Here is a 13,427-nt window from a genome sequence, read left to right as displayed (position 1 = left end):
CGAAACAGGGAGGTTTGCCATGCTGCTCAGGGATCTACACGTTGGCGAGCGCGCCAGGGTCCTCGGCTTCGCCGAGGGCGGCGGCGCCTACCGCCGCAAGCTGCTGTCGATGGGCCTCACGCCGGGTGCGGAAATCAGCATCACCCGGGTGGCGCCGATGGGCGATCCGGTGGAGATCCGCGTGCGCGGCTTCGCGCTGTCGCTGCGCCGTGACGAGGCCGACGCGCTCTCGGTGGAGCGGCTATGAAGGACCTTTACCGGATCGCCCTGGTCGGCAATCCCAACTGCGGCAAGACCACGCTGTTCAATGCCCTGACCGGCTCGCACCAGCGGGTCGGCAACTGGCCGGGGGTGACCGTCGAGCGCAAGAGCGGCGAGTACGCTTTTCGCGGGCTGCGCTTCGAGGTCGTGGACCTGCCGGGCACCTATTCGCTGGATGTGACCGATCAGGAGGTCTCCCTCGACGAGAAGCTCGCCCGTGATTATGTCCACGGCAGCGAGGCCGATCTGGTGATCAACATCGTCGATGCCGCCAATCTCGAGCGTAACCTCTATCTGACCAGCCAGCTCGTCGAGATGCGCGTGCCGCTGCTGGTAGTGCTCAACATGGTCGACGTGGCCGAGGCCCGGGGCATGACGCTGGACGCCAGGGCGCTGGCCGAGCGCCTGGGCTGCCCGGTGGTGCCGGTGGTCGCCTCCGAGGGCGAGGGCATCGAAACGCTCAAGGTGGCCATCGCCGAGGCCGTCGCCGAACGCCGTGGCGCGACCGCCGAGGTCGCCTACGAGGCGGCGCTGGAGGAGGCGATCGCTGCCCTGGCACCGCAGCTGGCGGCGACCGCCGCCCATGCCGGCACCTCGGCGCGCTGGCTGGCGGTGCGCCTGCTGGAGGGCGACGATCTTGCCCGGCAGACCGCCGGCAGTGCGCTGAGCGGGCAGGCGCAGGCGCTCGCCGCGAAGCTGGGCGAGGACCTCGACATCCAGGTGGCCGATGCCCGCTACGGGCTGGCCAACCGCCTGGCCGGCGAGGTGGTCGGCATCGGCGGCCGGGTCGGGCGCGACCTCACCGAGCGCATAGACCGCGTGGTGCTCAACCGCGCCCTCGGCATCCCGATCTTCCTGGCGATGATGTATCTGATGTTCATGCTCACCATCAACCTCGGCGGCGCCTTCATCGATTTCTTCGAGCAGCTCGTCGGGGTGCTGCTGGTCGACGGTCTGGGTGCGCTGCTGGCCAGTCTCGGCGCACCGGGTTGGCTGGAGCTGCTGCTGGCGCAGGGCGTCGGCGGCGGCCTGCGGGTGGTGGCCTCCTTCATTCCGATAATCGGCTTTCTGTTCCTGTCCCTGTCGCTGCTGGAGGATTCCGGCTATATGGCCCGGGCCGCCTTCGTGATGGACCGCTTCATGCGTTGGATCGGCCTGCCGGGCAAGTCCTTCGTGCCGCTTTTGGTCGGCTTCGGCTGCACGGTGCCGGCGATCATGGCGACCCGCACCCTGGAACACCGCCGCGACCGCCTGATGACCATCGCCATGGCGCACTTCATGTCCTGCGGTGCCCGCCTGCCGGTCTATGTGCTGCTGGCCGCGGCCTTCTTCCCCGAGGGTGCACAGAACGTGGTGTTCGGCCTGTACCTGATCGGCATTGCGGTGGCGGTGCTGACCGGGCTGGTGTTGAAGAACACCCTGCTGCAGGGCGAGGCCACGCCCTTCATCATGGAGTTGCCGCCCTACCATGTGCCGACCGTGCGGGGTGTGCTGATCCATGCCTGGGAGCGCCTGAAACGCTTCATCTTCCGCGCCGGGCGGGTGATCGTGCCCATGGTGCTGGTGGTGAACGTGCTCAATGCAGTGGGCACCGACGGCAGTTACAGCAATGAGAACAGCGACCGCTCGGTGCTGGCCGCCGTGGGCCGCGGCGTCGCACCGGCCTTCGCGCCGCTGGGGCTGGACGAGGACAACTGGCCGGCGGTGGTCGGCATCTTCACCGGCGTGCTGGCCAAGGAGGCGATAGTGGGCACCCTGAACGCCGCCTATGCGTCCCTGGCGGCAGGCTCGCAGGATGCCGGCGAGAGGTCACCCCTCGCCCTGGGCGCCGGCATCGCCGCCGCCTTCGCGACCATCCCCGCCAACCTCGCCGCGCTGTTCGACGGCTGGCTCAAGCTGCTGCCGGGCAGCACTTCCTGGCGCCGGGATGTCGCCGGCATCGAGGCGCAGAGCCAGAGCCTGCCGGAGGCGGATCAGGCCCGGACCAGCAGCATCTTCGGCGCCATGGCGAGCCGCTTCGACGGGCGTGCCGGCGCCTTCGCCTACCTGCTGTTCATCCTGCTCTACATGCCCTGCACCTCGGCAACCGCGACGGTCTACCAGGAGTCCGGCCCGCACTGGACGCTGTTCGTGGCGCTCTGGACCACCGGGCTGGCCTATGGCGTGTCGACCCTGTTCTATCAGGCGGCGACCTTGACGCGGCACCCGCTGTCCTCGCTGGCCTGGATCGGTGCGTTGCTGACCGGCTTCGGCCTGGCGCTGTATGCCATGCGCCGTTTCGCCGGGCGCGAAGCCGCTGCGGCGGCCGTTGCCCAGCGGGCCTGAGGGAGAAGCCATGATCCTCGCGGAGATCGGCCAGTACCTTCGCCAGCATGGTCGGGCCAGCCTGCGCGATCTGGCGACGACCACCGGCAGCACGCCGGAGGCGGTCGAGGCCATGCTCGCCAGCCTGGCGCGCAAGGGCCGCGTGCGTCGCCTGCCAGCCGGCTCCACCTGCGGCACCGCCTGCTGCCAGTGCGATCCGGCCACGCTCGCGCTTTACGAGTGGATCGGCGACTGACACCGCCTGAGCGCCGCGGAGGCAACCGATGGATATCCCCCCCACGCTGCTGGTGATCGGCATCCACCGCGAGGAACTGGCCTTCGGCCAGGCCGTGGCCGGCGGCGTGGACCCGGCGCAGGTGGCGGTGCTGGAGATCCCCGAGGGGCTTTCCGGGCAGCCGCCGCCCGCCGCGCGGCGTTTCCAGTACGAGACCCTGCACCGGGCGCTGTACCTGCAGCTGCTGCCTCATGTGCTGAATCATCACCGGCTGCTCGTCGATCTGCACAGCGGCGCCGACCCGCAGCTCGGCGCCGACCTGATCTGCGCCGACCCGGCACTGTGCGCCTGTCTGCGCACGGCCGTGGCCGGCGCCGAGCAGCTGGCCGGCGTGGAAGTCCGCGTGGTGCCCCTTGGCGACGAGGGCGCCGACCTCCATGCGCGGACCATCATCCCGCCGCAGGTATGGCACAACCCGGCCTTTCTCTATCTGGGCCTGGAAATCTATCTGCCGGAGCCGGCGTCGGATGAATGGCCGGGCGCCCGCGAGCTGGCCCGCGAACTGATCGCCATCGCCGCCGGCTGCGTCGGGCGGCTCGAAGGGCCTTGAGCGAGGCCCGGCATGTCGCTGCCATGCAGGCTGGTGCTGCTGTTCCTGCTCGCAGGCCTGCCTTCGGCGCTCGCCGTGCCGCCGGAACAGGGCGGGACGCAGACCATCGAGGTGTTCGTGCGCGACGGCTGCCCGCATTGCAGCGCGGCCAAGGCCTTTCTCGCCGAGCTGGCCGCCGGGCGCCCCGAGCTGCGCATCGTCCTGCGCCCGGTAGACCGGGATGCCGCGGCGCGGGAGGATCTGCTGCGGATTTCCCGCCAGGCCGGCGTCTGGCCGCCGAGCGTGCCGACCTTCGTGATCGACGAGCGGGTACTGGTTGGCTTCGACAGCGCCGGACGCAGCGGTGCCGAGCTGGTCGCGCTGCTCGACCGCCAGGCGGCGCCCAGCGATGCGCTCGAGACCGGGCTGTTCGGCTGCCTCAGCGTGGAGCGCCTGGGGCTGCCGCTGTTTACCCTGGCCCTCGGCCTGCTCGATGGCTTCAACCCCTGCGCGATGTGGCTGCTGCTGTTTCTTCTCTCGCTCCTGGTGCGCCTGCACGACCGCCGGCGCATGGCGCTGGTCGCCGGTACCTTCGTGCTGACCGGCGGCGCGGTCTATTACGCCTTCCTGGCCGCCTGGCTCAACCTGTTCCTGCTGCTCGGCGTCTCCACGACGCTGACCCGGCTGCTCGGCGGCCTGGCCCTGCTGATCGGCGCGCTCAACCTCCGGGACGGCCTGCGTCCGGGCGGCGATTTCGCGCTGTCGATACCGGCCGCGGCCAAGCCTGGGCTCTATGCCCGCCTGCGCGCCATCCTGCAGGCCGGGCGGCTGCTGCCCGCGCTCGCCGGCGTCGCCGTGCTGGCGGTGCTGGTGAACGTCGTCGAGCTGCTCTGCACCGCCGGCTTCCCGGCGCTCTACACGGCGATCCTCGCCCGCCAGGGACTGTCTCCGGCGCTCCACTACGCCTACCTGGGCCTGTATGTCCTGGGCTACCTGGCGGACGACCTGCTGATGGTGGCCGGCGCGCTGCTCGCCCTCTGCGGGCGCCGGCTGTCGGAGCGGGCGGGGCGCTGGCTCAAGCTGCTGAGCGGGGCGGTCATGCTGGCCCTGGGCGGGGTCATGCTGCTGCGGCCCGGATGGCTGGGGTAGGGCGGGGCCTTCCCGTCGCTCCCGGCGACGCTTTCATGTTTCAGGACTACTCTTTTTCCGAAGGGGAAGGCCTTCCACCTGGTCCGGGAATCGAGGCGGCCCCAGACACCTCGTTTTTCTTGGATGGGAAAAGGAAGGAAAACCGGCATGACCGAGAAAAAGCTCACCACGGCGGCGGGCTGCCCCGTCGTCGACAACCAGAACGTCATGACCGCCGGCCCGCGCGGTCCGCAACTGCTGCAGGACGTCTGGTTCCTGGAGAAGCTGGCCCACTTCGACCGCGAGGTGATTCCCGAGCGGCGCATGCACGCCAAGGGCTCGGGCGCCTATGGCACCTTCACCGTCACCCAGGACATCAGCCGCTACACCCGGGCGAAGCTGTTTTCCGCAGTGGGCAAGCAGACCGAGCTGTTCGTGCGCTTCTCCACCGTGGCCGGCGAACGCGGCGCCGCCGACGCCGAGCGCGACATCCGCGGCTTCGCGGTCAAGCTCTACACCGAGGAGGGCAACTGGGACCTGGTCGGCAACAACACCCCGGTGTTCTTCCTGCGCGATCCGCTCAAGTTTCCCGACCTCAACCACGCGGTGAAGCGCGACCCGCGCACCAACCTGCGCAGCGCGAAAAACAACTGGGATTTCTGGACCCTGCTGCCCGAGGCGCTGCACCAGATCACCATCGTCATGAGCGACCGCGGCATCCCGGCGAGCTACCGGCACATGCACGGTTTCGGCAGCCATACCTACAGCTTCATCAACGCCCAAAACGAGCGCTACTGGGTGAAGTTCCACCTCAAGTGCATGCAGGGCATCCGCAACCTGAGCGACGCCGAGGCGGAGGCGGCCATCGGCAAATGCCGGGAAACCCACCAGCGCGACCTCTACGAGGCCATCGAGGGCGGCGATTTCCCGAAATGGCAGTTCTGCGTGCAGATCATGCCGGAGCAGGACGCCGCCAGGGTGCCGTACCACCCCTTCGACCTGACCAAGATCTGGCCGCACAAGGACTACCCGCTGCAGGAGGTCGGCATCCTCGAGCTGAACCGCAACCCGGACAACTACTTCGCCGAAGTGGAGCAGGCCGCCTTCAATCCGGCCAACGTCGTGCCGGGGATCGGCTTTTCGCCGGACAAGATGCTGCAGGGCCGGCTGTTCTCCTATGGCGACGCCCAGCGCTACCGGCTCGGCGTCAATCATGCCCATATCCCGGTCAACGCCCCGCGCTGCCCGGTGCACAGCTATCACCGCGACGGCGCCATGCGCGTCGAGGGCAATTTCGGCAGCACCCTCGGCTACGAGCCGAACGGCTATGGCGAATGGCGGGAACAGCCCGACTTCCGCGAGCCGCCGCTGGCGCTGGCGGGTTCGGCGGATCACTGGAACTTCCGCGAGGATGACGACGACTACTACTCGCAGCCCGGCGCGCTGTTCCGCCTGATGACGCCCCAGCAGCAACAGGTGCTGTTCGAGAACACCGCCCGCGCCCTGGGCGAGGCGCCGGAGGAGGTCAAGCGGCGCCATGTCGCCAACTGCGGCAAGGCCGACCCGGCCTACGGCGCGGGGGTGGCCAGGGCGCTGGGGCTCGACTGAGCGTCGGAAACATCGTTTCTTCGAGAGGAGGGTTCCCATGGAAAACCGCAAAGGCAGGACTCCCGCCATCGATATAGGCATCGATGCCGCGGATCGCGAAAAGATCGCCGATGGCCTGTCGGCACTGCTCGCCGACAGCTACACGCTCTATCTGATGACCCACAACTTCCACTGGAACGTGACCGGCCCGCAGTTCAACACGCTGCACCAGATGTTCATGACCCAGTACACCGAGCAATGGGCCGCCCTCGACCTGATCGCCGAACGCATCCGCGCGCTGGGCTTTCCGGCGCCGGGCACCTACAGGGAGTTCGCCAAGCTGGCCTCCATCGAGGAGGTGAAGGGGGTGCCAAAGGCCGGCGAGATGGTCCGTTATCTGGTTTCCGCCCAGGAGGCGACCGCCCGCACCGCCCGCAAGCTGTTCCCGGTGGTCGACAAGGCCGGCGACCAGCCGACGGCCGATCTGCTCACCCAGCGCCTGGAAGTGCACGAGAAGACCGCCTGGATGCTGCGCAGTCTTCTGGAGGAGTAGGGAGTCCGGCCACGGGGAAGGGCGTGGCCGGGAGAGCGCTCAGCGCACCAGCGAGCGCCGGTGCACGCCCAGGTGCACGCCCAGGCAGGCGACGAACAGGCCGCCGGTGATGGCGTGCGCGCCTTTCTTGCCGGCCGCGGCCAGCGCCAGCGAGGCGGCCAGGCTGCCCAGCATGCCGAGCTTGGCGCCGCGGTTGATCTGCATCTTCAGCGAGCGCCGGCGCGGCGCGTGGGGCCGGGCCAGTTCGGCGTCGATGATCGCGTCGACCTTCGCCTCCAGTACCTCGACCGCGATCCGCGCGGCATCGAAGTGCATCACGAGGCTGCCGGCGCCGGCATTGGGCTGCAGGCTGGCGATGCCTTCGAGGGCGGACAGCGCTTCCTCGATCCGGGCCAGGCGCGCCCGGTCCCGCAGCGCTCTGTCACGAATACGGATGCGCCCGGGCAGCGCGGAAACGATACGACTCATGGGTGATTCATCCTGTACGACAGATGAGCGACGGCCCCGCCAGTCATGGCTGGCGGCAAGACGCAGGGCGGGGAGTCGTCATCGACGGGGTGTGCGAAATTGGCAATTGATAATTATACGCATTTGGCTTCGAGAGCAAGCAAAACCGGATGCCCGGTCGGTGCGGCATGTCCCGCCTGCCATTCTTCCGGGACGACCGCCCGCTGGCCTATGCGCCGGCGTGCTCCACCCGGTTGCGCCCGTTGCGCTTGGCCTGGTACAGCTCCGCGTCCGCCAGGCTGAGCATGTGCTCGAGGTCCAGCGAGCCATCCGCGCAGACGGCGACGCCGAAGCTGGAGGTGCAGCGGATGCGGGCCTCGCCGTGGGCGAGGCTGGTGGCGGCGATGGTGCCGCGCAGGCGTTCGGCGGCGACCAGCGCCTCGGGCAGGCTGGTCTGCGGCAGGATCAGCGCGAACTCCTCGCCGCCGAGGCGTCCGGCGATGTCCGCCTCGCGCACGTGTTCGCGCACGCTGTTGGCCACCGCGACCAGGACCTTGTCGCCGACGAAGTGGCCATGGATATCGTTGATCTGCTTGAAATGATCCAGGTCGAACATGATGACGGCGATGGGGCTGGCGGCGCGCGCGGCCTGCCGGAAGGCCTGCAGGCCCAGCTGGAAGAACGCCCGGCGGTTGTTCAGGCCGGTGAGTTCGTCGATGTGGGCGAGGGCCTCGGCCTGCCGCTTGGCCTCGGCGAGTTCCTCTTCCATGCGCTTGCGCTCGGTGATGTCGGTGGCGATCTCGATGCGCACCAGGCGGCCGTCCGCCCAGTGCCGGGCCTGGTCATGGCATTCGTACCAGCGTCCGGTGCGGGTGTTGCGGAACTCCCAGACGTAGACCCCGGCCGGCTCGCCGTTGGCGTCGAGCAGGTGGGGGTTGCTGCAGAAGTCGCAGGGGCCGGTCTGTCCGGCCTGCAGCAGCTGCCAGCATTTCATCCCCGCGGGATCGCCATAGTGCTGGCGCCCGTAGCTGTTGAGAAACAGCAGCTCGTAGCTGTGCATGTCCGCCACGTAGACGATGGCGTCGAGGCTGTCGAGGATGATTTCGAAGTCTGTGGCGCGGCTGCAGTCGCTGGCCTTCCGTGGCCGGCGGCTGCTCTTCTTTCGGTTGCTCCTGGGCGAATGCATGTCCGATCTACTGCTGGGCCGGCACTCCGGCCGGCGGGAATAAACCCGTCTGCGCCGCAGGCTGCAGACGGAGCCATGGCGCAGGATAGATCAATCCGCCACTATCCGGGGGCCTGTGCGTCGGGCTGCCTGCCTTCTTTAGTCGATCCCGCCGAGCACCTCGCCCACGGCGTCGAACAGGCGGTCCAGCTCGGCGGCCGAGCTGGTGAAGGGCGGGCCGAACTGCAGGGTGTCGCCGCCGCAACGCACGTAGAAGCCCCGGCGCCAGAGCCGCATGGCCGCCTCGAAGGGGCGCACCAGGGTGTCGCCGTCGCGCGGGGCGAGCTGCAGGGCGCCGGCCAGGCCGCAGTTGCGGATGTCGAGGACATGCCGCGCGCCGCGCAGGCCGTGCAGGGCGTTCTCGAAGTGCGGGGCCAGCTCCGCGGCCCGCTGCACCAGGCTCTCGCGCTCCAGCAGCTCCAGCGCGGCGAGAGCGGCGGCGCAGGCGACCGGGTGGGCGGAATAGGTGTAGCCGTGGGCGAACTCCACCGCGTGCTCGGGCAGGTCCTGCTGCATGAAGGTGGCGTAGATCTCGCTGCTCGCCACCACCGCGCCCATGGGAATGGCGCCGTTGGTGAGCTGCTTGGCGAGGTTGAGGATGTCCGGCACCACGCCGAAGCGCTCGGCGCCGAACAGCGCGCCGCTGCGACCGAAGCCGGTGATCACCTCGTCGAAGATCAGCAGGATCTGGTGGCGGTCGCAGAGCTCACGCAGCCGCGCGAGGTAGCCCTCGGGCGGGACGATGACGCCGGCCGAGCCGGCCATCGGCTCGACGATCACCGCGGCGATGTTCGAGGCGTCGTGCAGCTCGATCAGCCCAAGCAGCGCGTCGGCCAGGGCCGGGCCGCCGTGCGCGGGCAGGCCGCGGCTGAAGGCGTTTTCGGCGAGCAGGGTGTGCGGCAGGTGGTCGGCGTCCAGCAGCGGGCCGAAGGCCTTGCGGTTGCCGCCGATGCCGCCCAGGGCGGTGCCGCCGACGTTGACCCCGTGGTAGCCGCGGGCGCGGCCGATCAGTTTGCTCTTGCCGGGCTTGCCCTTCAGACGCCAGTAGGCGCGGGCCATCTTCAGCGCGGTGTCGGCGCATTCCGAGCCGGAGCCGGTGAAGAACACGTGGTCGAGGCCGGCCGGGGTCAGGCTGGCGAGCTTCTCGGCCAGGCGGAAGGACAGCGGGTGGCCGAACTGGAAGCCGGGCGAGTAGTCGAGGGTGCCGAGCTGGCGCGCCACCGCCTCGGCGATCTCCCGGCGGCCGTGCCCGGCGCCGCAGCACCAGAGGCCGGAGAGGCTGTCGTAGACCTGCCGGCCTTCGGCATCGGTCAGGTAGTTGCCTTGCGCCGCGACCACCAGCCGCGGGTCGCGCTGGAAGTTGCGGTTGGCGGTGAAGGGCATCCAGTGGGCGCGCAGGTCGAGTCCGGCAACGGGGGAGGCGGGGATTTGCTGCGGTCGATTCATGGGGCCTCGCAGGCTGGGAAGGGGCTGATCCCAGTCTAGCGGCCTGTGCCGTCGATGGGCGACCCGGCCCGGAGGGGCGAGGAAGCCTGCCTAACGCCTGGCGCCGAGGATCGTCAGGCCGATCAGGCGCGAGACCACCAGGGTGAAATACATGACCCCGGCGAATTCCTCGAGCATCACCAGGGCGCGGGCAAAGGGCTTGAGCGGCAGGATGTCGCCGACGCCGACCCCGGAGAGGGTGGTGAAGCTCAAGAACAGCAGGTCCATCCAGCTGCGCGTCGCGCCGGGATTCACCTGGCCGACGAAGCTGTCCGGGGCGACGAGCTGGCAGGCCATGAACAGGTAGGCGAAGGCCCAGGCCAGCAGGGTGAAGGTCGCGCCGGCGGCGAAGAGCTCGTCGGTGGTCGCCCGCTGGTCCTCCATCATGTAGAAGATCAGGCTGCCTGCCGCATAGAAATAGAAGGCGCTCTCCAGCAGGGCCAGGCTCAGCTTGATCTCCCAGGCGGAGGCCAGGGTGTTGGCCAGCATCAGGACGAGGATGGCGGCGGCCAGCACCAGGGCGATCCAGGTCACCGCGGCGCTGCGGCGCACCATGCGCAGCGCCGCGCCCAGCACGACGATCCCGAAGGCCCCGAGCAGCGCCGGTCCGATCTGGGTGCCCTCCATCAGCGGATAGAGCAGTACGCCCAGCAACTGGATGAACAGCAGTCCGGCGGAAGGCAGGCGGATGAAGTACTGGAGGAGTGGCGGCATCGGCGGCAGAGGCGTCGGTACAGGACTGAGGGCAGTGTAAATAGGCGCGGCGGGGCTGTCATGGGGCGCAGCCATCGGATAGATTTTCGTCCTCCGAATCTCCGGCCTGCTCCATGCCCATGGACCTTCCGCGCGACCACCGCTCGCTGATCGCCTGGATGCTGTTTTTCAGCATCCTGCTCGGCGCGTTGCATTGCAGCTTCGGCCATGGGCAGATGGTCGGCTTCATGCTGGCCGGGTCGGACGGCTCCTGTGCGACCGAGGGGCATGGCGGATCGATGTCGCATGGCGATGACGAGGGTTCGGCGGAGATGCCGGCCTTCTTCAACTGCCCGCTCTGCAGCTGCCTCGCCCTCGTCGATCTGGCCCTGCTGTTCGTCCTCGGCGCCTGGCTGCGCCCGCTGCATGTCTGGCGTCGCAGCCTGGCCCGGCGCGGCAAGGCACCCCCACGCCAGCACTGGCCTCCGGCCAACCCCCGCGCGCCCTGATTCCAGCCTGGCTTCGCCGTCGCTCCCATCCTCCGGGCCTGCCCGGGGCGAGCGTGCGCCGGCGAAGCCGGCCCTTCCTGCGACTTCGGCGTGGTCCCGGCCACGGCCGGGCCATGCCCGACACGGAACGAAGAAGAACTTCAGGAGAACGGGATGCGCCCTTCATCCATTCTGAGCCTGCTGGCGCTGAGCGCCGGCCTGGCAACCCCTGTCCTGGCCGAACAGATCGAGCTGGACAGCATGACCATCGACGGACGCCGCGAGCCGGACCCGACCGCGCCGACCCTGGCCGAGAAACGTGCCGAGTTCGCGCGGATTCCCGGCGGCGCCACGCTGGTCGACGGCGAAATCTACAAGACCGGCCGCAGCAGCACCCTGCAGGACGCCCTGGGCATGGCCACCGGGGTGTTCGTCCAGCCGCGCTTCGGAGCCGAGGAGTCGCGCCTGTCGATCCGCGGCTCCGGCCTGCAGCGCACCTTCCACGGCCGCGGCCTGCTGCTGATGCAGGACGGCGCGCCGGTCAACCTGGCCGACGGCAGTTTCGACTTCCAGGTCATCGAGCCGCTGGCCACCGACCACATCGAGGTGCTGCGCGGCGCCAACGCCTGGCACTACGGCACGGCCACCCTCGGCGGGGCGGTCAACTTCGTCGCGCCGACCGGCAAGAGCGCGCCGCCGCTGGACCTGCGCTACGAGGGCGGCAGCTTCGACTATCAGCGGCTGTTCATGGCGGTCGCCCAGGATTTCGGCGACTGGGACGCCTACCTGAGCATGACCGACTCCTCCCAGGACGGCTTTCGCGACCATGCCCGGCAGGACAACCAGCGCTACTTCGCCAACCTCGGCGGGCGGCTCACGGAGCGGCTGTCCACCCGCTTCTACCTGACCCACGTGGAAACCGACTCCGAACTGCCGGGCAACCTGACCAGGGCGCAGATGCATGACGACGACGAGCAGGCCGCGCCGAACAACCTGCGCAACGACCAGCGCCGCGACTTCACCCTCGACCGCCTCGGCAACCGCACCGTCTGGCTGCTGGACGGCGGCCACAGCCTGGAGCTGGCCAGCTTCTACAGCGAGAAGGATCTCTGGCACCCGATCTATCAGGTGCTCGATGTGGACAGCGAGGACTACGGCCTGCGCCTCACCCACAAGTGGCAGCGCCAGGGCTGGCGCTGGACCGGCGGCATCGAGGCCAGCCACGGGCGCAACCGCGACGTGCGCCACCAGAACGTCGGCGGACACGCCGGGCGCAAGCTCAACGAGCTGCGCCAGACCGCGCGCAACCTGAATGCCTTCGCCGAGCTGGAAATCCCGCTGGCCGAGCGCTGGGCGCTGATCGGCGGACTGGCCTGGCTGCACCAGGAGCGCGAGGTCGACGACCGCCTCAAGTGCAGCACCGCGGTCACCAGCCGGTGCGTGTTCCAGGACGAATCCTTCGAGTCGACCTACGTCGGCCGCGTCGCGCGCCTCGGCGTGCGTCACGATCTGGCCGAGGGCGTGCAGCTGTTCGCCAACTTCAGCCAGAGCTACGAGCCGCCGACCTTCAGCGAGCTGACCGGCGGCCAGATCGTCAGCGAGAACGACGCCCAGCGGGCCAGGACCTGGGAGGCCGGCCTGCGCTACAGCCGCGGCGGCGTGGAGCTCGACCTGGCGCTCTACCGCAGCGAGATCCGCGACGAGCTGCTGGCGCTCAACGACGCCAACGGCGACCCGCTGGGCACGATCAACGCCGACCGCACCCTGCACCAGGGCGTCGAGCTGGGCGGTTCCTGGTCGGTCGGCGCCTTCGTGCTGCGCGGGCAATACCTGTTCAACGACTTCCGCTTCGACGACGACGATGTCTACGGCGACAACCGCCTGGCCGGCGTGCCGCGCCAGTTCGTCAAGGGCGAGCTGCTCTGGCAACGGGCGGGCTGGTACGCCGGGCCGACCTTCGAGTGGGTGCCGAGCCACTACGCGGTGGACCACGCGGAGACCCTGTACACCGACCGCTACGCCCTCTGGGGGCTGAAGGCCGGCTACCGGGCGGCGCAGGGGCCGAGCTTCTTCATCGAGGGCCGCAACCTGTCCGACCGCCGCTACGCCGCCACCACCGGGGTGATCGCCGATGCCCGCGGGCAGGACAGCGCCCAGTTCCTGCCGGGCGATGGGCGCAGTCTGTATGCCGGGGTGGAATGGCGGTTGTGACGGTGGAGGCTCCGGGGTCCCATACCCCGGTTGTGCCGCGTGCATGGCTGGTTGGGGCGGATGGCCCCAACCAGCTGCAGCTTCGTCGTTAGCGGGGCGGCTGGCGGGCCACGACGCTACCTGCGCCGGGGGCCTTCTTGCCCGGCTATCCGGTCTGCTGCGCGCTGTGCCGGACAGCCGCTGGCTCGGGGCTTTTTCGATGGCTCGACGAGCCATCGCCA

13 protein-coding genes are annotated in these 13,427 nt (G+C 69.4%); 9 read left to right on the top strand and 4 right to left on the bottom strand.

The window, feature by feature from the left end:
• Nucleotides 1-19: 19 nt before the first annotated feature.
• From EV691_RS10240 to EV691_RS10210, 7 genes are all read left to right on the top strand, one after another.
• Nucleotides 20-247 carry a FeoA family protein gene (locus EV691_RS10240; RefSeq protein ID WP_131302913.1) on the top strand — a complete coding sequence of 76 codons (228 nt, stop codon included), beginning with the start codon at nt 20-22 and terminating at the stop codon, nt 245-247.
• A complete protein-coding gene (gene feoB / locus EV691_RS10235; protein WP_131302915.1) occupies nt 244-2,586 on the top strand; it encodes a Fe(2+) transporter permease subunit FeoB in 2,343 nt (780 codons plus the stop codon). The genes EV691_RS10240 and feoB overlap by 4 nt, the downstream gene beginning before the upstream one ends.
• 10 nt (nt 2,587-2,596) lie before the next feature.
• The gene (locus EV691_RS10230) at nt 2,597-2,821 is read left to right on the top strand and encodes a FeoC-like transcriptional regulator (RefSeq protein WP_131302917.1); all 225 of its coding nucleotides are present in this window, start codon (nt 2,597-2,599) and stop codon (nt 2,819-2,821) included.
• 28 nt (nt 2,822-2,849) lie between these two features.
• Nucleotides 2,850-3,410: a hypothetical protein gene (locus EV691_RS10225; protein ID WP_131302919.1), complete on the top strand. Its 561-nt coding sequence runs from the start codon at nt 2,850-2,852 to the stop codon at nt 3,408-3,410.
• A gap of 12 nt (nt 3,411-3,422) precedes the next feature.
• A complete protein-coding gene (locus EV691_RS10220) occupies nt 3,423-4,538 on the top strand; it encodes a glutaredoxin family protein (RefSeq protein ID WP_131302921.1) in 1,116 nt (371 codons plus the stop codon).
• Nucleotides 4,539-4,685: 147 nt separating this feature from the next.
• Entirely contained in the window at nt 4,686-6,125 is a 1,440-nt protein-coding gene (locus EV691_RS10215; protein ID WP_131302923.1) for a catalase, read from the top strand.
• Nucleotides 6,126-6,162: 37 nt separating this feature from the next.
• Nucleotides 6,163-6,657, top strand: coding sequence for a Dps family protein (locus tag EV691_RS10210; RefSeq protein WP_039804617.1), 495 nt, complete (start codon nt 6,163-6,165; stop codon nt 6,655-6,657).
• A gap of 39 nt (nt 6,658-6,696) precedes the next feature.
• Here EV691_RS10210 and EV691_RS10205 read toward each other — a convergent pair whose 3' ends face one another.
• From EV691_RS10205 to EV691_RS10190, 4 genes are all read right to left on the bottom strand, one after another.
• Nucleotides 6,697-7,125, bottom strand: a complete 429-nt coding sequence (locus EV691_RS10205; RefSeq protein ID WP_131302925.1) for an HMA2 domain-containing protein — start codon at nt 7,123-7,125, stop codon at nt 6,697-6,699.
• Between the two features lie 208 nt (nt 7,126-7,333).
• Complete coding sequence (locus EV691_RS10200) at nt 7,334-8,290, bottom strand: sensor domain-containing diguanylate cyclase (protein WP_131302927.1); 957 nt, start codon at nt 8,288-8,290, stop codon at nt 7,334-7,336.
• A 138-nt stretch (nt 8,291-8,428) separates the two neighbouring features.
• On the bottom strand, nt 8,429-9,775 hold the full coding sequence (gene aptA, locus EV691_RS10195; protein ID WP_131302929.1) for an omega-aminotransferase AptA: 1,347 nt from the start codon (nt 9,773-9,775) through the stop codon (nt 8,429-8,431).
• A 90-nt stretch (nt 9,776-9,865) separates the two neighbouring features.
• The gene (locus EV691_RS10190) at nt 9,866-10,528 is read right to left on the bottom strand and encodes an ion channel (protein WP_131302930.1); all 663 of its coding nucleotides are present in this window, start codon (nt 10,526-10,528) and stop codon (nt 9,866-9,868) included.
• A gap of 113 nt (nt 10,529-10,641) precedes the next feature.
• On the opposite strand from EV691_RS10190, the gene EV691_RS10185 reads away from it, so the two are divergent.
• Both EV691_RS10185 and EV691_RS10180 read left to right on the top strand, forming a co-directional pair.
• Nucleotides 10,642-11,016 carry a DUF2946 family protein gene (locus EV691_RS10185; RefSeq protein WP_242672694.1) on the top strand — a complete coding sequence of 125 codons (375 nt, stop codon included), beginning with the start codon at nt 10,642-10,644 and terminating at the stop codon, nt 11,014-11,016.
• 153 nt (nt 11,017-11,169) lie between these two features.
• Nucleotides 11,170-13,206, top strand: a complete 2,037-nt coding sequence (locus EV691_RS10180) for a TonB-dependent receptor family protein (protein ID WP_131302932.1) — start codon at nt 11,170-11,172, stop codon at nt 13,204-13,206.
• Nucleotides 13,207-13,427: the final 221 nt, after the last annotated feature.

This window comes from Azotobacter chroococcum (assembly GCF_004339665.1).
In the GTDB taxonomy this organism is placed as follows: Bacteria; Pseudomonadota; Gammaproteobacteria; order Pseudomonadales; family Pseudomonadaceae; genus Azotobacter; species Azotobacter chroococcum.
The sequence above is the reverse complement of the archived record's forward strand: the minus strand, read 5'-3'. Positions and strand labels throughout refer to the sequence as shown.